The sequence below is a fragment of the Burkholderia crassaminum genome (assembly GCF_964265005.1).
GTDB lineage: Bacteria > Pseudomonadota > Gammaproteobacteria > Burkholderiales > Burkholderiaceae > Burkholderia.
Map to the genome: position 1 here is coordinate 3,198,527 of NZ_OZ183800.1, position 22,356 is coordinate 3,220,882.

General features: G+C 66.6%; 21 protein-coding genes. 14 read left to right on the forward strand and 7 right to left on the reverse strand.

Annotated features, from left to right (window positions below):
• Nucleotides 1-31: 31 nt before the first annotated feature.
• Entirely contained in the window at nucleotides 32-1,366 is a 1,335-nt protein-coding gene (locus ACPTTF_RS31390; protein WP_423369918.1) for an MFS transporter, read from the forward strand.
• A gap of 184 nt (nucleotides 1,367-1,550) precedes the next feature.
• Here the strand turns inward: ACPTTF_RS31390 and ACPTTF_RS31395 are convergent, their stop codons facing one another.
• Together ACPTTF_RS31395 and ACPTTF_RS31400 are read right to left on the reverse strand one after the other, a co-directional pair.
• Nucleotides 1,551-1,844 (reverse strand): type II toxin-antitoxin system RelE/ParE family toxin, encoded by a 294-nt coding sequence (locus tag ACPTTF_RS31395; protein WP_423369564.1) that lies wholly within the window; start codon nucleotides 1,842-1,844, stop codon nucleotides 1,551-1,553.
• 2 nt (nucleotides 1,845-1,846) lie between these two features.
• Nucleotides 1,847-2,104 carry a type II toxin-antitoxin system ParD family antitoxin gene (locus ACPTTF_RS31400; RefSeq protein WP_423369919.1) on the reverse strand — a complete coding sequence of 86 codons (258 nt, stop codon included), beginning with the start codon at nucleotides 2,102-2,104 and terminating at the stop codon, nucleotides 1,847-1,849.
• A 223-nt stretch (nucleotides 2,105-2,327) separates the two neighbouring features.
• Between ACPTTF_RS31400 and ACPTTF_RS31405 the strand changes: the two genes are divergently transcribed.
• The 3 genes from ACPTTF_RS31405 (at nucleotide 2,328) to ACPTTF_RS31415 (ending at nucleotide 4,245) form a co-directional block, all read left to right on the forward strand.
• A complete protein-coding gene (locus ACPTTF_RS31405) occupies nucleotides 2,328-3,047 on the forward strand; it encodes a hypothetical protein (protein ID WP_423369565.1) in 720 nt (239 codons plus the stop codon).
• Between the two features lie 75 nt (nucleotides 3,048-3,122).
• Nucleotides 3,123-3,995, forward strand: a complete 873-nt coding sequence (locus ACPTTF_RS31410; RefSeq protein ID WP_423369566.1) for a hypothetical protein — start codon at nucleotides 3,123-3,125, stop codon at nucleotides 3,993-3,995.
• Nucleotides 3,979-4,245 (forward strand): hypothetical protein, encoded by a 267-nt coding sequence (locus ACPTTF_RS31415; RefSeq protein ID WP_423369567.1) that lies wholly within the window; start codon nucleotides 3,979-3,981, stop codon nucleotides 4,243-4,245. The genes ACPTTF_RS31410 and ACPTTF_RS31415 overlap by 17 nt, the downstream gene beginning before the upstream one ends.
• An 89-nt stretch (nucleotides 4,246-4,334) precedes the next feature.
• On the opposite strand, the gene ACPTTF_RS31420 is transcribed toward ACPTTF_RS31415, so the two are convergent.
• Nucleotides 4,335-5,210, reverse strand: a complete 876-nt coding sequence (locus ACPTTF_RS31420) for a LysR family transcriptional regulator (RefSeq protein WP_423369568.1) — start codon at nucleotides 5,208-5,210, stop codon at nucleotides 4,335-4,337.
• Nucleotides 5,211-5,440: 230 nt separating this feature from the next.
• Here ACPTTF_RS31420 and ACPTTF_RS31425 point away from each other — a divergent pair, with 230 nt between their 5' ends.
• The 6 genes from ACPTTF_RS31425 to ACPTTF_RS31450 all read left to right on the forward strand — a co-directional run bounded on the left by ACPTTF_RS31425 (nucleotide 5,441) and on the right by ACPTTF_RS31450 (nucleotide 13,136).
• Nucleotides 5,441-6,379 (forward strand): LysR substrate-binding domain-containing protein, encoded by a 939-nt coding sequence (locus ACPTTF_RS31425; RefSeq protein ID WP_011356424.1) that lies wholly within the window; start codon nucleotides 5,441-5,443, stop codon nucleotides 6,377-6,379.
• Nucleotides 6,380-6,714: 335 nt separating this feature from the next.
• On the forward strand, nucleotides 6,715-8,139 hold the full coding sequence (aldA, locus tag ACPTTF_RS31430; protein WP_423369569.1) for an aldehyde dehydrogenase: 1,425 nt from the start codon (nucleotides 6,715-6,717) through the stop codon (nucleotides 8,137-8,139).
• Nucleotides 8,140-8,271: 132 nt separating this feature from the next.
• Nucleotides 8,272-9,612 carry an MFS transporter gene (locus ACPTTF_RS31435; RefSeq protein WP_423369570.1) on the forward strand — a complete coding sequence of 447 codons (1,341 nt, stop codon included), beginning with the start codon at nucleotides 8,272-8,274 and terminating at the stop codon, nucleotides 9,610-9,612.
• Nucleotides 9,609-10,826, forward strand: coding sequence for a mandelate racemase/muconate lactonizing enzyme family protein (locus ACPTTF_RS31440; protein WP_423369571.1), 1,218 nt, complete (start codon nucleotides 9,609-9,611; stop codon nucleotides 10,824-10,826). The genes ACPTTF_RS31435 and ACPTTF_RS31440 overlap by 4 nt, the downstream gene beginning before the upstream one ends.
• Nucleotides 10,827-10,841: 15 nt before the next feature.
• Complete coding sequence (locus tag ACPTTF_RS31445) at nucleotides 10,842-12,509, forward strand: GMC family oxidoreductase (protein WP_423369572.1); 1,668 nt, start codon at nucleotides 10,842-10,844, stop codon at nucleotides 12,507-12,509.
• 78 nt (nucleotides 12,510-12,587) lie between these two features.
• Nucleotides 12,588-13,136: a hypothetical protein gene (locus tag ACPTTF_RS31450; protein ID WP_423369573.1), complete on the forward strand. Its 549-nt coding sequence runs from the start codon at nucleotides 12,588-12,590 to the stop codon at nucleotides 13,134-13,136.
• Between the two features lie 145 nt (nucleotides 13,137-13,281).
• On the opposite strand, the gene ACPTTF_RS31455 is transcribed toward ACPTTF_RS31450, so the two are convergent.
• Nucleotides 13,282-14,175, reverse strand: a complete 894-nt coding sequence (locus ACPTTF_RS31455) for a LysR family transcriptional regulator (protein WP_423369574.1) — start codon at nucleotides 14,173-14,175, stop codon at nucleotides 13,282-13,284.
• A 120-nt stretch (nucleotides 14,176-14,295) separates the two neighbouring features.
• Between ACPTTF_RS31455 and ACPTTF_RS31460 the strand changes: the two genes are divergently transcribed.
• Complete coding sequence (locus tag ACPTTF_RS31460) at nucleotides 14,296-15,327, forward strand: NAD(P)H-quinone oxidoreductase (protein ID WP_423369575.1); 1,032 nt, start codon at nucleotides 14,296-14,298, stop codon at nucleotides 15,325-15,327.
• A gap of 33 nt (nucleotides 15,328-15,360) precedes the next feature.
• Here ACPTTF_RS31460 and ACPTTF_RS31465 read toward each other — a convergent pair whose 3' ends face one another.
• The 3 genes from ACPTTF_RS31465 to ACPTTF_RS31475 form a co-directional block, all read right to left on the reverse strand.
• Nucleotides 15,361-16,182: a quaternary amine ABC transporter ATP-binding protein gene (locus tag ACPTTF_RS31465; protein ID WP_423369576.1), complete on the reverse strand. Its 822-nt coding sequence runs from the start codon at nucleotides 16,180-16,182 to the stop codon at nucleotides 15,361-15,363.
• A gap of 14 nt (nucleotides 16,183-16,196) precedes the next feature.
• Entirely contained in the window at nucleotides 16,197-17,162 is a 966-nt protein-coding gene (locus tag ACPTTF_RS31470; RefSeq protein ID WP_423369577.1) for an ABC transporter permease, read from the reverse strand.
• A 70-nt stretch (nucleotides 17,163-17,232) separates the two neighbouring features.
• Nucleotides 17,233-18,270 carry an ABC transporter substrate-binding protein gene (locus tag ACPTTF_RS31475; protein ID WP_423369578.1) on the reverse strand — a complete coding sequence of 346 codons (1,038 nt, stop codon included), beginning with the start codon at nucleotides 18,268-18,270 and terminating at the stop codon, nucleotides 17,233-17,235.
• A gap of 570 nt (nucleotides 18,271-18,840) precedes the next feature.
• Here ACPTTF_RS31475 and ACPTTF_RS31480 point away from each other — a divergent pair.
• The 3 genes from ACPTTF_RS31480 (at nucleotide 18,841) to ACPTTF_RS31490 (ending at nucleotide 22,264) form a co-directional block, all read left to right on the forward strand.
• A complete protein-coding gene (locus ACPTTF_RS31480; RefSeq protein WP_423369579.1) occupies nucleotides 18,841-19,992 on the forward strand; it encodes a porin in 1,152 nt (383 codons plus the stop codon).
• Nucleotides 19,993-20,318: 326 nt separating this feature from the next.
• Nucleotides 20,319-21,128 (forward strand): OXA-1043 family class D beta-lactamase, encoded by an 810-nt coding sequence (gene blaOXA / locus ACPTTF_RS31485; protein ID WP_423369580.1) that lies wholly within the window; start codon nucleotides 20,319-20,321, stop codon nucleotides 21,126-21,128.
• Complete coding sequence (locus ACPTTF_RS31490; protein ID WP_423369581.1) at nucleotides 21,125-22,264, forward strand: acyltransferase family protein; 1,140 nt, start codon at nucleotides 21,125-21,127, stop codon at nucleotides 22,262-22,264. Before blaOXA ends, ACPTTF_RS31490 begins: the two co-directional genes overlap by 4 nt.
• Nucleotides 22,265-22,356: the final 92 nt, after the last annotated feature.

Sequence of the window (22,356 nt, forward strand, 5' to 3'; positions counted from 1 at the left end):
AGCCAACGTTCAATCCGGCACCACACGCGCGCTGCCGCTGTCGCGTGGCGCCGATGCGCCGCACCGCCCCGTCGCCCTCGACGACGTGCCGCTCAACCGTTTCCACGTGAAGATCGCCGGCCTGACGTTCGGCGCGCACTTCACCGAGGGCTACACGCTCGGCACGATCGGCTACGCGCTCGCCGCGCTCGGCAAGCAGATGCCGATCGATGCGTTCTGGATGGGGATGATCGGCAGCTCGGCGCTGATCGGCATCTTCTTCGGCAGTCTCGTGTTCGGCTGGCTGTCCGACCGGATGGGCCGGCAGAAGATCTTCCTGACGAGCTTTGTGATCATCACGGCGGCCGCGTTCGCGCAGTGCTTCGTCACGTCGCCGCTCGAACTGTGCGTGCTGCGCGTGTTGATCGGCTTCGGGATGGGCGGCGACTTCACGGTCGGCCACGCGATCCTCGCCGAATTCTCGCCGCGCAAGCATCGCGGTGCACTGCTCGGCTCGTTCAGCGTGATCTGGACGATCGGCTATGTCGCCGCGAACGTGCTCGGTCTCGCATACAGCGATGCGACGCCCGATGCATGGCGCTGGCTCCTCGCGTCGGCTGCGCTGCCTGCGCTGATCGTGCTGGTGCTGCGGATCGGCACGCCCGAATCGCCGCGCTGGCTGCTCGGCAAGGGCCGCGTACAGGAGGCGCGCGCGATCGTCGCGAAGCATTTCGGGCCGCACGTGATGCTCGATGGTTCGGCCGAACCGCATGCGAATGCAGGCTTCGCGCGGCTGTTCCAGCGCGACCTGATCCGCCGCACGATTTTCAACTGCGCGTTCTTCGTGTGCCTCGTGATTCCGTATTTCGCGATCTACACGTTCCTGCCGACGATCCTGAAGACGATCGGCCTCGCCGAAGGCTTCGGTGCGGACCTGCTGCTGAACGCGTTTCTCGTGCTGGGCGCGCTGATCGGCATCTGGCTGACGATCCGGCTGTCGCGACGCGGCTTCCTGATCGGCTCGTTCGCGGTGACGTGCGCGTCGCTCGTCGCGCTGGCGGTGCTGCCGTCGTCGGCGGCCATCGCGATGATCGTCGCGTTCGCGATCTTCACGCTGACGATGTCGGCGTTCAGCAACCTCGTGGGCGTGTTCCCGCCCGAGTGCTTCCCGACCGAAGTGCGTGCATGCGGCGTGGGCCTCGCGATCGCGTGCAGCCGGCTCGGTTCGGCGATCGGCACGTTCCTGCTGCCGGCCGGCATCGCGACGCTCGGCTTTCACGCGACGATGTTCGCGCTCGCGGGCGTGCTGCTGGTGGGGATGATCGTGTCGATCGCGTGGGCGCCGGAGACGAAGCATCTGACGCTGGAGGAGGCGTCGGGGCATTGACGATGGAGGCGGGGTGCGGGCGTGCGCGCGCGTCGTCGCGCTCGGTGCTTTCGCAGCGACATACGGCTCATGCGCCGTGGCGATGCGGAATGCGATCTGAACGAACCCGGCCGAAGCCGGGTTCATGCAATGCGGCCGGCGGATTTTCGTGTTCCCTGCGAGAAGACGCGATTGCCGATATCGCTCAGAACAGAATCGACGCGTAATCCCGCGCCCCGTGCAGAATTTGAAGGATGTCGATCCGCGCAGGCGGATCGCCGACGACCCGATAGAAGATCTGGTAGTTGCCATACACGCGGTGCCGCACGCCGTGACGCTCGAAGCGCGGCACCAGCGGAAACGCCAGCGGCATCCCGGCAAGACCCAGACACTTGTCGCGAATCTCCCGCACGAAGGTCACGGCTCGTTGCGGATTGTCACGCGCGATGCAATCGGCAATCGTCTCGAGTTCGGCAATCGCAAAATCAGACAGTCGCACGGTCAGGCCTGACGATTCGCCTGTGCCCGATACTTCGCCTCCAGACGATCGAAGACTTCCGCCGCCTCGGCGCCACGTCCTGCTTCCGCATCGGCCAGGCTGCGCGCGATCACTGCGTCCAGCGCATTCAGTTGCGCCTCGCGATCCTGGATCAGGCGCACGCCTTCGCGCAGCACTTCGCTCTTGGATCCGTAACGCCCCGATTCGACCAGCTTCGCGACGTAAGCCTCCAGTTGCTGGCCCAGTTCCGCACTGATCATGTCGACCTCCCGACCGGATTGAATTCGATCGGTCAAGCGTATCCCGGTTATCAACTATTATCAAGAAGACGATCTCCAGACGGATCGACGCGAATGCCTTCACAGCCGAACGGGTGGATGGAGCGGGACGGGATTCGCACAGGCCGCGGCGGCGCCGGCATTCATCCGGTTTTCGCCTTCACTCGTGTAGCCTTGCCGGATCCTCACCGTGCGGAGACCGATCATGATCGAAGACATCGTCACGCCACAACCCGGCCTGAAGGTCTACCCGTCGGACACCGACGTCTTTGCCGAGCCCCATGCCGCACTCGCGCGCCACCTGCATCCGCTCGTGTCGATCGACCTGTCGACGGTCAATCCGTCGTGGGAGGGCTGGATCCACCTGCTCAGCCCCGTCGAACCGTACGACGGGCTCGTCGGGCAGGACACGACCGCGTACCACAACGACTATCTGCGCGCGAACTGGATCGGGTTCCGGCTCGACGACAACAACCGCTACACGCTGCTCGGCGACCCGCGCTACTTCTATCTGGAAAACCCGCCCGGCGCGCACGACGCGGGCTATCGCAAGGAACTGGAGGCGCACTACGCCGAGCAACAGGCCAGCATCGAAGCCGCGCGCAAGCGGTTCGCCGAATACGGCGTGCTCTACTCGTCCAATCAGTACGCGCCGGACGAGCGCGATTTCAGCCAGGAAAAACCGTGCAACCTGATCGACCAGCTTGGCGGATCGGTCGGCTGGGGCAACTGGTCGGGCACCTCGGATTTTCCGATCGACGACAGCAATCCGGACGATATCCGGCCGATCGGCCCCGACGGTGCGCGCTTTCGCTTCGTCGCCGGCGTGACGGGGTGGGAGTATCGCGCGATGGGGGCTGACTGGATTCTCTTGTTTTACGAACCGGTCAGCCGCGTAGCGCTGTTGACGTTCGACTGGACGTAAGGCGGGTGGAACGGGCCACCATTCCTTACCGGAGCTGGCCGTTTGGCGGACTCGGCGAACCGGAGTCGCGCCGCTATGCTGAAGACTTTCTGTTCTTCGTCAGCAGCCATGTCCGCCCATCACGTCGATCTCAGTCACACGCTGCCGTATGAGGCGACGTTTTTCGACGATCGACTGGCGATCGAACGAAACGACCTGGACATTGCCGCATTGCTTGGCGTCGACTGCCCGGTTTCCGACAAGTTGCTCGTGTCGTTGTGTGGTGCGCCGGCAGGATCGGATGTTCAAACCTATCTCGACAGTACCGGCAAATTGACATTCGCCGTCACTCATCCGACCTTGATCCGATCGGAAAACCGGATAACTGTTTTCCAGACCGCCGACAGGCGAGTGCTTGAACTCAGTGCAATCGATCTGGCCGACAGTGCGGCCGCCGGGTTCGGTGCGGCCATGCTCTGGAGGATCGTTCGAGCGTGTGATACGTTGGGCATCGCGCGGATCAGCGCTTTGGCGATGGGTGGCCGCAAGTCGCCGCCGGAACCCGGCGGGCCGCGACTCCTTGGATATTACGCGTGGCCAAGGTTTGGCTTCGATGCGCCCATTCCTGGTGTGCATGCCGACGAGGCAGCCCTGTTCCAGTATTTCCAGGGATATCCGGTCGGGTTGGCCGATGGATCGCTTCGATCACTACGCATGCTCTATGCGACTCGAATCGGGCGAAACTTCTGGCGAGCCGCCGGATCACATCGGTGGGTGACTTTCGACGTTGCACCGCATGGCGCATCCGTGCTGGCGCTACGGGATTACTTGATCGAGAAGGGGATTTACGATGACAGAAAAGCACAGCCCGATCGCCCGATTCCGGATTGTGCGGCCGTCAGCGGCACGCCGTCGCACGACGAACGGGAATCGTGTCGTCCGGCGCGCGGAAATGAGGCGACTCCTTGAAGAATTCCTCGCGCACGAACTTCGTCGCAGTCTCGCGCGTACATCCTCCGCCGAACTGGCCGCACCGCCGACCAGCATGCCCGCAGCACCGCTGCCGAGAACCGTCTTCAACGTGGGACGCATCGATCCATCGAAGTGCCAGTTGCCCATCATCTCGGAAGCCGAGGCCAGAGCCATCGGTGGCCGGGAAACGTTCATGCACTTCGGCCTGGATCCCGATTTGTACTCCGCGACTGGTGACACTCTCTGACAGATTGCAGTACGGCCGCCGGAACGATCCGCCCGACCTCGTGACGGCAGGCATCGGCACACGGTGATGCCAGGCCGTCCGCCCGCCCCCTACCCCTTCCGCCCCGCCTGCTCCCGCAACCACGCGGCAAGCGCAACCACGTGCTCGACCGCGACACTCTCCGGCTCGACATCGAGCCAATAACCGAACGGCCCGATCGGCTGCACCGGCGACAGCCGCACGAGGCTACCCTCGCCGATCTCCTCCTCGATCATGTTCAGGTCGACCACCGCGAGCCCCGCGCCCTTGCGCGCCGCGCGGATCGCCTGTTCGAGCGTGGAAAACTCGATGCCGTCACCGATCCGCGCCACCTGCACGCCCGCCTGCTCGCACCAGTCGGCCCATAGCGTCAGGCGTTTGCCTTCGTGCAGCACATGCAGCGACGGCAGCCGGCCGAGCAGCACGTCGAGCGCATCGCCGCGATAACGCGGCGCACCGACGAGCGCATGCCGCTCCATCATCAGCAACTCCGACTGCATCCCGGCGCGCGCCGCGCGCCCGAAGCGGATGTGGCAATGGCAATCGTCGGCCGGCTCGGTGCGGATCGACAACTCGACGTCGGGCAGCGCCTCCGCGAGCGTGCCGAGCCGCGGCGAAAACCACTGCGTCGCGAACGTCGGCGGCAGCGACACCGTCAGGCGCCGCTTCGCACCCGGCCGCGTGGCGGCGACTTCGTCGACGCCGCGTTCGATCGTATCGAACGCCTGCCCGATGAACGGCAGCAACCGCTGGCCGGCATCGGTCAGGCGCACGCCCTTGTGATCGCGCTCGAACAGCCGCGCGCCGAGCGCTTCCTCGAGCAGCCGGATCTGCCGGCTCACCGCACCCTGCGTCACGCACAGCGAAACCGCCGCACGGTTGAAGCTCAGGTGACGCGCGGTCTCCTCGAAAAATCGCAGTGCGATCAACGATGGCAGGCGTCGCATGATGTGTGTCCCTTTCTTTCGTATCGTTCGTATCGTTCGTGTTGTTGCCGGCCGTCACCGCCGTCCCTCCTGCGGGCAGCCTGATCGCAACAAGGCGCGCCAATCGCCGCGCCGTCAAAACCGCGAGGGCCCGCGCCCTCCGTCGCATCCATTCATCGTCCCCGCGCCCGCGCCACCCGCCTACAATAAGCATCCCGCACCAAACACGACACCGCCCCGTGAGACGCAAGATGCCGGCGCTGAACGCGCTGAAAGCCTTCGAGATGGCCGGCCGCACCGGCAGCTTCACACGCGCGGCCGAACTGCTCAACGTGACGCAGAGCGCGGTGAGCCGGCAGGTTCGCCAGCTCGAGGGCCAGCTCGGCGAAACCCTGCTCGAACGCCGCCATCACCAGCTCGAATTGACGGCGGCCGGCCGCGTACTGCTGCGCGCGCTGCAGCAATCGTTCGACAAGATCGAGCTGACCGTACGCAGCCTGCAGGAAAAAACCCACCTGAACCGCCTGCGCGCAAACGTGCCGCCCACCTTCGCCGCGCGCTGGCTGATGCCGCGGCTCGGCCGGCTGCGCGACGCGCATCCCGAATTCGAGCTGAGCCTCACGACCCGCATTCACGACAGCCTCGGCGAATCACGCGTGCTCGACTGCGCAATCCGGTTCGGCGACGGCGAATGGGACGGCTTCGACAACGCCCTGCTGATGCAGGAGCAGCATATCGCCGTCTGCGCGCCGGCGCTGTATGCGCGGCTGCGGCAGGACGGCGCGCCGATCGACCTGAACCGCTTCACGCTGCTGCACGTGCTCGCCACCGACGACCAGCGCTACCTGACCTGGCAGCACTGGCTGAAGGCCGCCGGCATCGCCGACGTCGACACGCGCGGCGGCTACGAATTCGACCTGCTCGACCACGCGATCCGCGCGGCGATCGACGGCCTCGGGATCACGATCGCCGATCGCCATATGGTCGCGCGCGAACTGGCGACCGGGCAGCTGATGCAGGTGCTCAACGTGCACGTCGACGGCCACCAGTCGTACTGGTTCGTCACGCGGCCCGAGCAGACGAACCTGCCGCACATCGTCCAGTTCCGCGACTGGCTGCAGCAGGAAGTGTGGCTCGCGAAGCGCCATCTCGAACCGTCGTCGCCGCTTCCGCAGGTGCCGCTGGCCTAGCGCACGCCCCGTCCCCGAGGCATAGCTGACCGCCCCGCCCGCGCCGAAGCCCCAGGCGCGGCCGACACCTTACCGGCTTCCGCCCCCACGCGCATCCGGACCCGTCGGAAAATGCGGCCCCGCCGCCGCCCGCCCCGCTCCCGGCCCGCGCCACGGCAGCCTTGCCGGACGCGCGATTCCGGCTGATCGGCCGAGTAACGTGCGTTTTTCTCATGCCCGGCGCGAAAATAAGTCGTTTGTCGTGCGCTAAACGCATGAAGAGAATGGCCTCTGTCCCGCACCGCGCGTGTCGCCACCCGAAGCGATCCGCCTGCATTCATCGGAGGAGTCACTTCATGCGCACCGAACGCAACTACGTGAACGGCCGTTTCGTCGCCCCCGAAAGCGACGCGTTCATCGTCGTCCACAACCCCGCCACCGAAGCGCCGTTCGCGCGCGTGCCCGCCGCGACACCGGCCGACGCACTCGCCGCCGTCGACGCCGCGGCGGCCGCACAGAAGGCGTGGCGCAAGCTGCCGAGCGCCGAGCGCGCCGTGTACCTGCACCGTTTCGCCGACGCGCTGACCGCACGCGCGTCCGAGATCGGCGCGGCGCTCGCGCAGGAATCCGGCAAGAGCGTCGAGGACGCGTCGAACGAGGCCGTCTACGCAGGCCAGATCACGCGCTACCACGCCGAGTGGGCGCGCCGGATCGAGGGCGAGATCATCCCGAGCGACACGCCCGACGAAAACCTGTTCCTGCAGCGCGAGCCGATCGGCGTCGTCGCGTGCCTGATCCCGTTCAACTATCCCGTCTACACGCTGCTGCGCAAGGTCGCGCCCGCGCTGATCGCCGGCAATACCGTGGTCGTGCGCCCGAGCAACCACACGCCGGTGTCCGCGTTCGAGATCGCGAAGGCGGCCGACGATGCGGGCTTCCCGCCGGGCGTCGTCAACATCCTGACGATGGACCACGCGACGGCCGAAGCGCTGTGCACGCACCCTGCAGTCGGGATGATCACGCTGACCGGCAGCGTGAACGCGGGCCGCAAGGTGCTCGACTACTGCAAGGCGAACATCGCCAAGCCGTCGCTCGAACTCGGCGGCAAGACGCCCGCGATCATCGAGCCCGACGCCGACCTCGAACGCGCGGCCGCTGCACTCGTCGCGTCGAAGACGACCCATTGCGGCCAGCTCTGCACGGCCATCGAACGCGTGTACGTGCACGACAGCGTGCACGACCGCTTCGTCGCGCTGCTGAAGGAGAAGATGGCGGCCGTGTGCATCGGCAACCGTACGGAAGACGCCACGCGGATGGGCCCGCTCGTCAGCGCATCGGCGCGCGCGCACATCCACGGGATGGTCGAACGCGCGATCGCGGCAGGCGCGACGCTCGAAACCGGCGGCGCGATCCCCGACGGCCCCGGCTTCTTCTACCCGGCCACGCTGCTCACCGGCGTGCGGCAGGACATGGAGATCGTGCAGGAGGAAACCTTCGGCCCGATCATGCCCGTGCTGCGCTACACGACGATCGACGAAGCGATCGCGCAGGCGAACGACCACCAGTTCGGCCTGTCGTCGGTGCTCTACACCGAGCATTACCGCACCGCGATGACCGTCGCGAACGCGATCGAAGCCGGCGAGCTGTACGTGAACCGCACGCCGGCCGATCCGTACCAGGGCTTCCACGCCGGCTGGAAGCGCTCGGGCCTCGGCGGCGACGACGGCAAGCACGGGATGCTCGAATTCACGCAGACGCGCCTCGTCGTCATGAAGTACTGACACCGCCGCGCCAACGCACAGTTTCCGGCGCGCGCACCACGACACCACGCCGCGCGCGCCGCCCCTGATTCAACCAGAACATAAAAAACCTGCAGGCCTCCGCTTCAAGGACGCCTGATGGAGGAAGACATCATGCCGACCCAACCGTCGACGCCCGCGGCATCGCTCGCGTTGCACGACAAAGCGCTCGACGCTCACGCGTCGCAGCATTCCCGTGCGCAACGCTACCTGCAACTGCTGCTGCTCGTGATTGCCGCTGGCGCGATCTACCCGATGCTGTATCTGCGGCAGGTGTACCAGCCGACGATGCTGCAGTTCTTCCATATCGACGACGTGCAGCTCGGCTACCTGTATTCGTCGCTCGGCACGATCTTCCTCGTCAGCTACCTGCCGAGCGGCTGGCTGGCCGACCGCCTGTCGCCGCGCTGGCTGATCTGCTTCTCGCTGCTCGCAACGGGCGCGCTCGGGCTCGTCTACGCGACCGGGCCGTCGTTCGACACGCTCGTGCTGATCTTCGGCGGCTGGGGGCTGACCACCGGCCTGACGTTCTGGGCCGCCGTGATCAAGCGCGTGAACATGATCGCGGGCCCCGACGAACAGGGCCGCTTCTTCGGGCTGCTCGACGGCGGCCGCGGGCTCATCGAGGCGCTGCTCGCGACGATCGCGATCACGCTGTTCGCCTATGTGACGCAGGCGCGCGGCGGCACCGATGCGGCCGGCTTCAGGCTCGTCGTGCATCTGTACGCGTTCTTCTGCATCGCGCTCGGTGTGCTGCTCGCTTTGGTGAAGGATCCGGCGAGCACGAACGAACGCAAGGCCGTGACGGAACGCCGAAAAGGCAACGTGCTGACCGACCTGAAGACGCTCGCGGCGATCCCCGAGCTGTGGCTCGTCGCCGCGATCGTGTTCTGCGGCTACCAGGTGTTCTGGGCGACCTACAGCTTCTCGGCCTACCTGCACGAAGGCAATTTCGGGCTCAGCGCGACGGCGGCCGGCTTCATCACGACGCTCAAGCTGTGGATGCGCCCCGTCGGCGGCATCGGCGGCGGTTTCCTCGGCGACCGCGTGTCGAAGGTGTCGGTGCTGTTCTGGGCGCTCGTACTCGCCGCGCTGTCGCTCGTCGGGCTGATCGCCGCGCCCGCGCACAGCCCGCAGGCGATGCTCGTCGTGCTCGTGCTGTTCATCGGCATCCTCACCTACGCGATCCGCGGCCTGTACTGGTCGCTGCTCGACGACTGCAAGGTGCCGACGCACTGCGCGGGCCTCGCGATCGGCCTGATCTCGGTGCTCGGCTATTCGCCCGACGTGTTCGTGCCGCTGATCAACGGCTACGTGACGCAAACCTACCCGGGCGCGCACGGCTACCAGCTCTATTTCGGCTATATCGCGGCCATCGCGCTGTGCGGCGCGGGCGCGGCCGCCTTCCTCAAAGTCCGCCTCAACCGCATTCACCGTATCCAGGAGTCCGTATGAAGATCGTTTCGCTCGAAACCCATATCGTCGCCGTGCCGCCGCCGCATATCGGCGGGATGTACTGGATCTTCGTGAAGTTGAAGACCGATGACGGCATCGAAGGCGTCGGCGAGATCTATTCGGCGACCTTCGGCCCGAAGGCAATGGCGCCGATCATCGACGACGTGTTCGAACGCCACCTGCTGAACCGCGACCCGCATCACGTCGAACGGCTGTTCCGCCAGGCCTATTCGAGCGGCTTCACGCAGCGGCCCGACCTCACGATGATGGGCGTCGTCAGCGGCCTTGAAATGGCTTGCTGGGACATCATCGGCAAGGCCGCCGGCAAGCCCGTGTATGAACTGCTCGGCGGGAAAATCCACGAGCGGCTGCGCTCGTACACGTACCTGTACCCGAAGAACGCGAAAGGTGAATACGACTACGACGATCCCGACCTCGCCGCCGAATGCGCGGCCGAGAACGTGAAGCTCGGCTTCACGGCCGTCAAGTTCGACCCGGCCGGCCCGTACACGGCGTACTCGGGCCACCAGTTGTCGCTGGAGGTGCTCGACCGCTGCGAACTGTTCTGCCGCAAGGTGCGCGAGGCCGTCGGCAGCAAGGCCGACCTGCTGTTCGGCACGCACGGGCAGATGGTGCCGTCGTCGGCGATCCGGCTCGCGAAGCGGCTCGAAAAGTACGACCCGCTGTGGTTCGAGGAGCCGGTCCCCCCCGGCCAGGAAGAAGCGATCGCACAAGTCGCGAAGCACACGTCGATTCCGATCGCGACCGGCGAGCGCCTGACCACCAAGTACGAATTCCACAAGCTGCTGCAGGCGGGCGGCGCATCGATCCTGCAACTGAACGTCGCGCGCGTGGGCGGCCTGCTTGAAGCGAAGAAGATCGCGACGCTCGCCGAAGTGCACTACGCGCAGATCGCGCCGCACCTGTACAACGGGCCGGTGGGCGCGGCCGCGAGCATCCAGCTCGCGACCTGCACGCCGAACTTCCTGATTCAGGAAAGCATCATGACGTGGGGCGGCTTCCACGCGGAAGTCGTGAAGACGCCGATCCGCTGGGAAGACGGTTACATCATCCCGTCGAACGAGCCGGGCCTCGGCATCGAACTCGACATGGACGTCGTGCGCCGTCACACGCCGTACACCGGCGAACGGCTGCACCTGCAGATGGGCGAACACCCCGTCGACGTGAAGGATCTCGCCCCCGCGAAGGGCTGAGCGCAAAGGACACACATGAGCTACGACTACATCATCGTCGGCGCGGGCTCGGCCGGCTGCATCCTCGCGAACCGCCTGAGCGAATCGGGCCGGCACTCGGTGCTGCTGCTCGAAGCGGGCGAACGCGACGCGTCGTTCTGGTTCAAGGTGCCGGTCGGCTTCACGAAGACCTACTACAACCGCCGCTACAACTGGATGTACTACAGCGAGCCCGAAGCGCAGCTCGCCGATCGCACGCTTTACTGTCCGCGCGGCAAGGTGGTCGGCGGGTCGGGCTCGATCAACGCGATGGTCTACGTGCGCGGCCAGCGCAGCGACTACGACGACTGGGCGGCCGCCGGCAATCCGGGCTGGGCTTACGACGACGTGCTCCCGTACTTCCGCAAGCTCGAAACCCACGCGGCCGGTGCGACCGATCCGCAGCATCACGGCGCGACGGGGCCGATCCACATCACGTCGATGAAGGCCGATGTGCATCCGATCGTCCATGAGTTCCTGAAGGGCTGCGGCCAACTGAACCTGCCGCGCACCGATGACTTCAACGGCGCGCAGTTCGAAGGCGCGGGCATCTACGACCTGAACACGAAGCACGGCGAACGCTGTTCCAGCAGCTTCGCGTACCTGCGTCCCGCGCTGGGTCGCGCGAACCTCACGCTGCGCTCGGGCGTGCTCGTACGGCGCGTGACGTTCGACGGCACGCGCGCGACCGGCGTGGTCGTCGCGGGCGAGCAAGGCGACGAAACGCTCGTCGCCGCGCGCGAGGTGATCCTCGCGGCCGGCGCGGTCGACACCCCAAAGCTGCTGCAACTGTCGGGCGTCGGCGATCCGGCGCTGCTCGCGCGCCACCGCGTGCCGCTCGTGCATGCGCTGTCGGCCGTCGGCCGCAACCTGCAGGACCACCTGTGCGTGAGCTTCTACTTCAAGGCGAACCGGCCGACGCTGAACGACGAGATGGGCACGCTGCTCGGCAAGATGAAGATCGGGCTGCGCTACCTGCTGACGAAACGCGGCCCGCTCGCGATGAGCGTGAACCAGGCGGGCGGCTTCTTCCGTGGTACGGCCGATACGCAGGAACCGAACATCCAGCTCTACTTCAACCCGCTGTCGTACCGGATCCCGAAGAGCGACCGCGCGAGCATCAAGCCCGAGCCTTACTCCGGATTCCTGATCGCATTCAACCCGTGCCGGCCGACGAGCCGCGGCACGATCGAGATCGCGTCGAACCGCGTGGAAGATGCCGCGAAGATCCACATCAACGCGCTCACCACGCAGAAGGATCTCGACGAAGCCGTGCAGGGCAGCAAGGTGATTCGTGCGCTGATGCGCGCGCCGGCGCTGAAGTCGATGACCGTCGAGGAAATCTCGCCGGGGCCGCAGATCGACTCCGACGAAGCGATGCTGCAGTATTTCCGCGAGCAGTCGGGTTCGATCTACCACCTGTGCGGCTCGTGCGCGATGGGATCGGACGCGGCGACGTCAGTGGTCGATGCGTCGCTGCGCGTGCATGGGCTGCAGGCGCTGCGGATCGTCGATGCGTCGGTGTTCCCGAACATCACGTCGGGCAACATCAATGCGCCGACGATGATGGTCGCGGAGAAAGGCGCGGATCTGATTCTGGCGGAGGCGCGGCGCGGCGAGACGACTGGCGCGCGGACAGGCGAACGGGAGCCCGTCGCGCACTGAGTGGTCGCCAAGGGGGCCTGTCGAAAGTCGTTCATAATTCACGAGGTCTTCCTCCTCGCGCGACAGGTTCCCGATTCAATGGCGACACAAAAAAAAGAAATGAAGAGATGGCACGCAATCACCTTTCTCTCTCTGATTCTCGCGCCACTCGTCATCATGTTCGTCGGCCTGTTTGCGACGGAGCGCTGCTACCCCGCGGACTGGCCCGGTTCCTCGGCTGTCGTCGCCGGATTCGCCATTGCCTTCGCGCTGCTTGCCGTCATCGTCACGTCAGACCTTCGAAAGGCGGGCGGCCTCAAGGAGCTCCTTTTCTGCCTTTTCATGTTCGGCGGCCTGGGCATGATGTTCGGCAACTTCACGCTCTTCGCGCTGGTCAGGATGACCGCGCATTCGCCCCGCTCCTTCGAAGCCAGATTCGCACTGGACGAGTCTGGTCCGAAGGGTTGCCGGCGCGAGGTCACCTTCATGGACGCCGGCCTCGATGCGCCGGTCTCGGTGTGCAACCGTGATCTGGATCTGCCTGACGCAAGCACGTCGGGCATCGTCCGCGTCAAGGAACTGGTCGGCCCGTACGGCGTGCGGCTGACCGACATATCGGTCGTCACGTCGACCACGGCCGGCAAGTAGTGTCGCCTCGCAACACACCACCGCCGGCCCGGTTCACACTCGTGCGCCTCTCCACGAACCGCCTCACATCATCGTCGGCCGGCCGCGACGGAATATCGTCCGGCGTACCGCCGAGCAGGATCGCGATCCGGTCGCCGTCCCCGCCTCAATCCCCCGCCCCGCCCTGCACCGGCACATCGCCAAACACCCGCACGATGTGATCGATCATCGCGCTCATCCGCGCGGTATGCCGCAAATCCTTGTGCGTCACCATCCAGACTTCGTAAGGCCGCGCCGACGTACGCGTCGGCCACACGCGCACCAGCGCGTCGCGCTCCGCGATCGGCACCGGGAGTTCGGCGAGCCCGAGCCCGGCGCGCGCCGCCGCGCGCAGCATGAGATTCGAATTCAGCCCCGACACGATCCGCCCCGCGCGCACCGGCTCGCCGACCACCGTGAGCGGGCTGCGCGCATTCAGGTGCGGCAGGAAGCACACAAGGTCATGCCCTTCGAAGCCGGTGCCGGGCACCGGTTCGCCATGCCGCGCCAGGTATTCCTCTGACGCGTACAACCCCGTCGGCCACGCGGCGAGCCGACGCGTGAGCAGATCGGGATTGTCGGGCTTGATCGTGCGGATCGCGATGTCCGCCTCGCGCTTGGCCAGGTTCTCCACCTGCGTCGACGTGTTGAGCAGCACGCGCACGTCCGGATGCTCGTCGTGCAGGTCGCGCATCGCGCGCATCACGAATTCGAGCCCGATCGTATCGGTCGTCGTCACGCGCACGTCGCCCGCGAGGCGCCGGTCGACGCCCTGGGTCTGCCGCACCAGATCGATCGCCGACTGCTCCATCTTCTCCACGTTGCGCAGCGCGACCTCGCCCACCGCGGTCGGCACGTACCCGGCCGACGTGCGCAGGAACAGCGTCGCGCCGAGCGCGCGCTCGAGTGCCGCGAGCCGCCTGCCGACCGTCGCCTGATCGAGCCCGACCGCCCGCGCGGCGCCGCGCAGGCTGCGTTCCCGGTGGATCGCGAGAAAAATCCGTGCGTCGTCCCAGTTCAAGCGCCTTCTCCGGTGTGATGCAAATTTGCATCTGTGGTCGTGAAAATCGCTGCGCGAATTCATCAACGCCCAAGCCTATACTTTTTTCACCGACCACTCACCTGTCTTTTAGAGGCAAACATGTCCGATACGCTCTCCCCCGTTCCCGCCGACATGGCGGCAGTCGAAATCACCCGCCCCGGCGGCCCCGACGTCCTGGCGACCGCACGTCGCCCCGTGCCGCGGCCGAAGGCCGACGAAGTGCTGATCCGGGTTCACGCCGCCGGCGTGAACGGCCCGGACGTGCTGCAACGCAAGGGGCTGTACAACCCGCCGCCCGGCGCGTCCGACATCCCGGGCCTGGAAATCGCGGGCGAAGTCGTTGCGACCGGCGAAGCCGTGCACGGCTTCGCGCCGGGCGACCGGGTCAGCGCGCTGGTGACGGGCGGCGGCTATGCGGAATACGCGGTCGCCCATCACCTCACGACGATGAAGCTGCCCCCTGGACTCGACATGATCGAAGCCGCCGCGATGCCGGAAACGTTCCTGACGGTCTGGCTGAACCTGATTCAGCGCGGGCGGCTGCAGGCGGGCGAATCGGTGCTGATCCACGGCGGCGCGTCGGGCATCGGCACCACCGCGACGATGATCGCGAAGGCAATGGGCGCATCGACCATCATCACGACGGTCGGCTCGGAAGCGCATCGCGCCGCGAGCCTGCAACTCGGCGCGGATCACGCGATCAACTACCGCGAACAGGATTTCGTCGCCGAAGTCGACAGGATCACCGCCGGCAAGGGCGTGGACGTGATCCTCGACATCATCGCGGGCGACTACGTCGCGCGCAATTACCGGGCCGCGGCAATGAACGGGCGGATTCTGCAGGTCAGCGCGCTGAACGGGCCGGCGAAGGAACTCGACGTGTGGCCGATGATGACCAAGCGCCTCACGCACATCGGTTCGACGCTGCGCTCGCGCACGCCGGAGGAAAAGGGCGCGCTCATCGCCGAACTCGAACGGCACCTGTGGCCGCACGTCGCGGCGGGTACGGTCAAGCCGCAGGTGTTCCGCACCTTCCCGCTCGACGACGCGCGCGGCGCGCACGTGCTGATCGACTCGGGCGTGCACGTCGGCAAGATCGTGCTGACGACGGCCGCGCACCGCGCGCGGTGAACGCGGTACGCGGCCCGGGCGGAGTGACGCGCGTCAGTTCACGCTCGAGCGCTTCTCGACGAACCGCTTCACGTAATCGTCCGCCGGACGCGACAGGATGTCGTCCGGCGTGCCGACCTGCACGAGCGTGCCGTCGCGCAGGATCGCGATCCGGTCGCCGATGCGCAGCGCTTCGTCGAGATCGTGCGTGATGAACACGATCGTCTTCGCAAGCGTCGCCTGCAATTCGAGCAGCTGATCCTGCATCTCGGTGCGGATCAGCGGATCGAGCGCGGAGAACGCTTCGTCCATCAGCAGCACGTCGGTATCGGCCGCCAGCGCGCGCGCCAGCCCGACACGCTGCCGCATCCCGCCCGACAGCTCGTCCGGATAATGATCGCCATACCCGTCGAGCCCGACCTTCGTCAGCCAGTTGCGCGCAGCCTCGGCCGCATCGTGCCGCTTCTCGCCGCGCGTGCGCAGCGCATACGCGGCGTTGTCGAGCACGGTCTGGTGCGGCAGCAGCCCGAAGTTCTGGAACACCATGCTGACCTTGAAGCGGCGCAGTTCGCGCAGCCCGTGCGCATCGAGTTTGATCACGTCGCTGCCGTCGATCACGATCTCGCCGGCCGTTGGTTCGATCAACCGGTTGAAGTGCCGCACGAGCGTCGATTTTCCGGAACCCGACAGCCCCATGATCACGAAGATCTCGCCCGACTCGATGCCGAGGCTCACGTCGTTGAGCCCGACGTTGCAGCCCGTTTCGGCCAGCACGTCGGCCTTGCGCTTGCCCGAGCGCAGCAGGTCGAGCACGCGCGCATGCGCGGCTTGCGGCCCGAACAGCTTGTACACGTGTTTGACGTCGATGGTCGCCATGTCTGTCTCCGTTCCTATGCGCGCGACGATTGCGTCGCCTGATTCGAATCGACGCCCGCCGACTGCGCCTTGCGCGGCAGCCGGTACGGCACGCGCGACGCGCCCTTCTGCCGGCGCTGCTGCGCGAGCCGGCGGCGCGCACGTTGCTCCTGGCCGAAGCCCTGGCTGATCCGGTCGATCACGATCGCGAGGATCACGATCGCGAGGCCGGCCTGCGTGCCCTTGCCGACGTCGAGCGTCTGGATGCCCGCGAGCACGTCCTCGCCGAGCCCGCGCGAGCCGATCATCGACGCGATCACGACCATCGACAGCGCCATCATCGTCGTCTGGTTGATGCCGGCCATGATGCTCGGCCGCGCGAGCGGCAGCTGCACGTTGACGAGCAGCTGCCAGCGCGTCGTGCCGAACGCACGCGCGGCTTCCGTCACGTCCGGATCGACCTGGCGGATGCCGAGATCGGTCAGGCGGATCAGCGGCGGCAGCGCATAGATGATCGTCGCGAGAATCGCGGGCACCTTGCCGAGCCCGAACAGCATCAGCACCGGGATCAGGTACACGAAGCTCGGCAGCGTCTGCATCACGTCGAGCACGGGCAGCAGCATCCGCCGCAGCCACGCGCTGCGCGAGGCGAGGATGCCGACCGGCACGCCGATCGCGACCGACAGCACCGTCGAGACGAGCATCAGCGCGAGCGTCTGCATCAGCTTGTCCCACAGGCCGAAGCAGCCGATCGCGTAAAGCAGCAGCATGAAGAGCACGCCGAGGCCGATACGGCGCGTCGCATTCCACGCGATCGCGCCGACGACCAGCAGCACGAGCCACGGTGGCGCCACGCGCAGCGCGCCTTCGAGCGGCACGAGCAGGTAGCGCAATACGAGCACGCTGAAATGATGGAAGCTGTCGCCGTATTGCGCGACGAACGTCTCGAGCGCGCTGTTCACCCAGTCGGCGATCGACAGGTGCAGAAAGAAGCCGTTCATGTTGATTCTCCGTCGCGCCGCGAAGGCGCGTGACGGCGGCGGCGGGCGCGGGCCCGCCGCCGCGCGCAGGTTACGCGCCCTTCAGGCTGCCGGCGATCTTCTGCGCGACGTCGGCCGGCACCCACTGCTTCCACATGTCCTGGCGGGTCTTCAGGAACTGCGTGGCCATCGCCGCGCCGTCGATCTTCTTCGTCGTCATCTCGAGGATCGTCTGGTTCAGGAAGTCCATCGGAAAACGCACCTTGCCGAATACGCCGACGAGATCGGGATTCGCATCGGCGAACGGCTTCGACACACCCACCGTCAGCCGCGACACCATGTACGACGACGCGCACTGGTGCGTGCTGCTCTCGTCGCGCAACGTCTTCCAGCATGCTTCGTTATAGGCCGGCATCTTCAGCGCCGTGAACTTGTATTTCGCCATCAGCGCGGCCGGGCCCCAGTAATAGAACACGATCGGCGCGCCGCGCTGGTACGCGGACGCGATCGCCGCATCGAGCGCCGCGCCGGTGCCCGGATGGAAGTTCGTGTACGACTGGTCGAGCTTCAGCACCTTGAGCAGGCGCGTGTTCACGCGCTCGCAGTCCCAGCCCGTCGGGCAGTTCAGGAAGCGGCCCTTGTCCGGTTCCTCCTCGTCGGCGAACACCTGCTTGAACTTCGGCAGATCGTCGACCGATACGAGCCCGGGCGCGACCGGCTTGATGTTGCGCGCCGGATCGCCCTTCACCACGTAGTCGGGCACGAACCAGCCTTCGGTCGTGCCGCCCGGCAGCGTGTCGCCGATCAGCTTCACGGCGCCCGACGCGACCGCCTTCGCGGTGATCTCGCTGCGGCCCGTCCACTGCTCGGCCCAGATCTGCAGGTCGTTGCGCGCGAGCGCCGTTTCGGTCGCGGCCGTGCTGCCCGGCACGACGTCCGTCTTGCAGCCGTAGCCCTTCTCCATGATCTGCCGCAGCACTTCGGTCGCAAACGACCCGCTCTCCCACGTGATGCCCGCGAAATGGACCGTCTTGCCGTCGGCGCACGCGCCGCCGGCCGCGTGGGCCGCCGGCGCGGACAGGATCGCCGCGGCGGCGAGAAGGACCGTTTTCAGTCGTCGAATCTGCATGGTGGGTCGTCTCCAAATCGAATCTGTTGTTTGTGCGTCGCGGCATGCGCGGCGACCGGCGAATCGTGCATCCAGCCACGTCCGGTCAGTCTGCATGTTTCAGCCGCCAATATGTTTAGGGAAACGAGTAATTCCGATCATTGCAATCGGCAGCGTCAATCGATCGCCGAACACCCTGCCAAGCCCGCCGGACGGGCCTCTCAGCCGATTTGACGCGCCCTCGCACGGCCCCACGCGGGCGGTATCGCCCCCCCGTTCGGCCGTTGCGCGCCCGGCCATGAACCGTGGTGCAACGCACCCCGTTTCGACTGTCGAAACGGCCTGTCGCGACCCCATTGGCGAACCCGATCCCATCCATCGAAATTACTCGCTTTCGGATCCTTTTCGGCTTGGGAAGAATGCGCGGTGTCAACGGAGGAGACACGACCCGGCACAGCCGGTCGCCGCGCCGCCGCGCATTGCGCGCTTCCGGCGCCGCGCGCGCTGCGCCAGGTCGCCCCGGATGACGGGGCGCGCCTCGCCGGACGCGCTCACGACAACCGATACAAGCTGGACATCCCGGAGATCTCAATGAAAAAGACCCTGACGGCGCTCGCCGTAACGGCAACCTTCGCAGCCCCCGTGTTCGCGCAAAGCAGCGTCACGCTGTACGGCGTGATCGACGAAGGCCTGAACTACACGAACAACGTCGGCACCGGCCACGTCTACGAGATGGCGAGCGGCTACGCGCAAGGCAGCCGCTGGGGCCTGAAGGGCAGCGAGGATCTCGGCGGCGGCATGAAGGCGATCTTCCAGCTCGAGAACGGCTTCGACGTGAACACCGGCCGGCTCAACCAGGGCGGCCGCATGTTCGGCCGCCAGGCGTACGTCGGCCTGAGCCAGGCGCAGTACGGCACGCTGACGTTCGGCCGCCAGTACGACTCCGTCGTCGACTATCTCGCACCGACCACCGCCAACGGCAACTGGGGCGGTTACCTGCTCGCGCACCCGTTCGACAACGACAACACCGACAACTCGTTCCGCCTCGACAACACGGTGAAGTACGCGAGCCCGAACTTCGGCGGCTTCACGTTCGGCGGCGCATACAGCTTCAGCAACAGCACGAACTTCTCGGACAACCGCGCGTACAGCTTCGGCGCGCAATACCAGAACAACGGGCTGCTGATCGGCGCCGCGTACCTGCAGGCGAACCATCCTGGCGACGGCTCGGCCGGCGCGATCACCGCGAACGACGCGAGCTACATCGCCGAGCGCATGCGCGTGTTCGGCGCGGGCATCAACTACACGTTCGGCCAGGCGACGGTCGGCTTCGCGTACACGAACTCGAACTACAAGAACCCGACCGGCAACGGCTACCTCGGCACGCCGGGCGCGATCATCGCCCCGGGCGCGACGGTCAGCGCGATCAAGTACCAGAACTTCGAGCTGAACGGTTCGTACCAGATCACGCCGGCGTTCATGGTGGGCGCGCAGTACGTGCTGTCGCTCGAGAAGTACGACGCATCGACCGGCAACGCGAAGCCGAAGATCCACTCGGCCGGGCTGATGGCCGACTACAACCTGTCGAAGCGCACCGACGTGTACGTGCAGGCCGCGTACCAGCACATCGCCGGCGACAAGACGAACTCGATCCTCGACAACGCGTTCATCCCCGGTACCGACGCGCCGTCGTCGACGTCGAACCAGGTGGCCGTGCGCGTCGCGCTGCGCCACAAGTTCTGACGCAACCCGGTTCTCCGTTCTTCACGCGACACCCGCGCCGGTCGGCCCGAGGTGTCTTCGCCCGCCCGCAAGCGCAAGCCTGCCGGCGGGTTTTTTCATGCGCGCCGCCACGCGTGACCGGCCGATGCCGCCGGAACGGGTAACGGGCGCGCGATTGCCCCGTCAACCGTAACAGGTCAACGGACGACGATCCGTCGATACACTGTGGGCCTGCGCAACGGCCGCCATCCCCGCCATCCTCGATGCCGGCCGTCGCCTTCATTGCGCACGGCCTGCAGCCTTTCGCCTTCGCCGTGCGTCTGCTGCCCATCCCCAAGGAGTGTCACTTGAAGCACTGGCGCCGCGCACTGTTCACCTTCGCCGCCGGCCTTTTGGCCACCACGACTTCCCATGCCCGCCCGATCTGCACCGTCGTCGCCGACGCCGCCACCGGCCAGGTGCTCGTGCAGCAGGGCGACTGCGCGACCCGCGTGACGCCGGCGTCGACGTTCAAGGTCGCCATCAGCCTGATGGGCTTCGATGCGGGCGTCCTGAAGGACGAGCACACCCCGACGCTCGACTTCCACGCCGGCTACCCCGACTGGGGCGGCGCGCCGTGGCGCGAGCCGACCGATCCGGCGCGATGGATGAAGTTGTCGGTGTTCTGGTACTCGCAGCAGGTCACGCAGGCGCTCGGGCAGGCGCGCTTTCAGCAGTACACGACCGCGTTCGGCTATGGCAACGCGGACGCGACCAGCCAGCAGGGTGAACTGAACGGCGTGATGGGCGCATGGGTCAACGCGTCGCTGCGCATCTCGCCGCTCGAACAGGTCGGCTTCATGCGCAAGATCGCGAACCGGACGCTGCCCGTCAGCGCGCACGCGTACGACATGACCGAGCGCATCACGCTGATCGACACGCAGCCCGGCGGCTGGATCGTGCACGGCAAGACGGGCACCGGGTCGCCGGGGCGCAAATACGATGCGTCGCACGCGTACGGCTGGTTCGTCGGCTGGGCGGCCAAAGGGCCGCGCAAGCTCGTGTTCGCGTACCTGATTCAGGACGACCAGCGGCAGACGCCGAACGCCGGCCTGCGCGCACGCGACACGTTCCTGGCGACGCTGCCGGCCCTCGCCGAAGCGGGCGGGCCGCAATGAGCGCCGGCCCGCGCAACGCGCGGATCGACCTGCTGCGCGGCGTGTCGATCGTGCTCGTCCTGCTGCATCACTTCAACATCCCTTACTCGCTGCGCGACACGTCGCTCGCGCGCATATTCGGCTGGGATGCGGTGCATGCGGTGGCGCGTAACGGCAACTACGGCGTGACGATGTTCTTCGTGATCTCTGGCTACCTGATCACGTCGAATGCGCGGCACCGCTGGGGCAACCTCGGCGCGATCGACGTGCGCGCGTTCTACGTGTCGCGCGTCGCGCGCATCGTGCCGTGCCTGCTCCTGCTGCTCGCGCTCGTCAACGGCCTCGCGGCAGCCGGCGTGCCGATCTTCCAGAACCATGCACCGGAGGGCATCGCGGTGTCGTTCTGGCTCGTGAATCTCGCGTCGCTGACGTTCTGGATGAACGTGCTGATCGGCGCATACGGGTGGGTCAACTACGCGCTCGGCGTGCTGTGGTCGCTGTCGGTCGAAGAGGTGTTCTACCTGTCGTTTCCGCTGCTGTGCATCGCGCTGCGCCGCGATGCACGGCTGGTCGCGTTCTGGGTGATCGTCGCCGCGATCGGGCCCGTGTACCGCTTCACGCACGCCGGCGACGAAGGCGGGTTCCTCTATGCGTACTTTGCGTCGTTCGACGGGATCGCGATCGGCTGCTGCACCGCGTTGCTGGCCGAACGCAAAAGCTGGCAGCGGCTTGCCGCGCCGCTCGTGCTGTGGCCCGTCGCAGCGGCGATGGCCGTGCTTTACCTGGCCTGGCCGATCGCGGAAAGCCACGTCGCCGGCGTCACGGCGATGGCGCTCGGCACGGCCGTGCTGCTGATCGGCGCGCACGTCAACGGCACGCGCGCGCAGGGCCGCCTGCTCGCGCCGTTGCGCCGGGCCGGCACGCTGAGCTACGAGCTGTACCTGTTCCACCTGATCGTGCTCGGCGCGCTGCGCACGTTCTGGCCGCCGTCGGGCATGCACGGCGACGGCAAGCTCGGGTTGCTCGTCGCGTATCTGGCGCTGTCGGCCGCGTTGAGCGCAGCGATTGCGCGCGGTTATGCGACGCCGCTCGACCGCCTCATCAAGCGGGTCGCGTCGCGACCTGCGGCACGTGTGCCGGACGGCGCGCAGCTCTAGCGAATCGTCGGCATCCCCTGCCGGGCAACACGACGTCGGAAAAAGAAAAAAGCGGCCAGCGCCCGGCCGTATCGCGATTGCGATACCGGCCG

What these genes read in the sequence shown, in the direction of transcription:
- ACPTTF_RS31475 (WP_423369578.1), bottom strand. Translation starts at nt 18,270, where the DNA reads ATGCAGATTCGACGACTGAAAACGGTCCTTCTCGCCGCCGCGGCGATC.
- ACPTTF_RS31490 (WP_423369581.1), top strand. Translation starts at nt 21,125, where the DNA reads ATGAGCGCCGGCCCGCGCAACGCGCGGATCGACCTGCTGCGCGGCGTG.
- ACPTTF_RS31415 (WP_423369567.1), top strand. Translation starts at nt 3,979, where the DNA reads ATGAGGCGACTCCTTGAAGAATTCCTCGCGCACGAACTTCGTCGCAGT.
- ACPTTF_RS31410 (WP_423369566.1), top strand. Translation starts at nt 3,123, where the DNA reads ATGCTGAAGACTTTCTGTTCTTCGTCAGCAGCCATGTCCGCCCATCAC.
- ACPTTF_RS31470 (WP_423369577.1), bottom strand. Translation starts at nt 17,162, where the DNA reads ATGAACGGCTTCTTTCTGCACCTGTCGATCGCCGACTGGGTGAACAGC.
- ACPTTF_RS31425 (WP_011356424.1), top strand. Translation starts at nt 5,441, where the DNA reads ATGCCGGCGCTGAACGCGCTGAAAGCCTTCGAGATGGCCGGCCGCACC.
- ACPTTF_RS31420 (WP_423369568.1), bottom strand. Translation starts at nt 5,210, where the DNA reads ATGCGACGCCTGCCATCGTTGATCGCACTGCGATTTTTCGAGGAGACC.
- ACPTTF_RS31400 (WP_423369919.1), bottom strand. Translation starts at nt 2,104, where the DNA reads ATGATCAGTGCGGAACTGGGCCAGCAACTGGAGGCTTACGTCGCGAAG.
- ACPTTF_RS31440 (WP_423369571.1), top strand. Translation starts at nt 9,609, where the DNA reads ATGAAGATCGTTTCGCTCGAAACCCATATCGTCGCCGTGCCGCCGCCG.
- ACPTTF_RS31405 (WP_423369565.1), top strand. Translation starts at nt 2,328, where the DNA reads ATGATCGAAGACATCGTCACGCCACAACCCGGCCTGAAGGTCTACCCG.
- ACPTTF_RS31435 (WP_423369570.1), top strand. Translation starts at nt 8,272, where the DNA reads ATGCCGACCCAACCGTCGACGCCCGCGGCATCGCTCGCGTTGCACGAC.
- ACPTTF_RS31465 (WP_423369576.1), bottom strand. Translation starts at nt 16,182, where the DNA reads ATGGCGACCATCGACGTCAAACACGTGTACAAGCTGTTCGGGCCGCAA.
- ACPTTF_RS31480 (WP_423369579.1), top strand. Translation starts at nt 18,841, where the DNA reads ATGAAAAAGACCCTGACGGCGCTCGCCGTAACGGCAACCTTCGCAGCC.
- ACPTTF_RS31445 (WP_423369572.1), top strand. Translation starts at nt 10,842, where the DNA reads ATGAGCTACGACTACATCATCGTCGGCGCGGGCTCGGCCGGCTGCATC.
- ACPTTF_RS31460 (WP_423369575.1), top strand. Translation starts at nt 14,296, where the DNA reads ATGTCCGATACGCTCTCCCCCGTTCCCGCCGACATGGCGGCAGTCGAA.
- ACPTTF_RS31450 (WP_423369573.1), top strand. Translation starts at nt 12,588, where the DNA reads ATGGCGACACAAAAAAAAGAAATGAAGAGATGGCACGCAATCACCTTT.
- aldA (WP_423369569.1), top strand. Translation starts at nt 6,715, where the DNA reads ATGCGCACCGAACGCAACTACGTGAACGGCCGTTTCGTCGCCCCCGAA.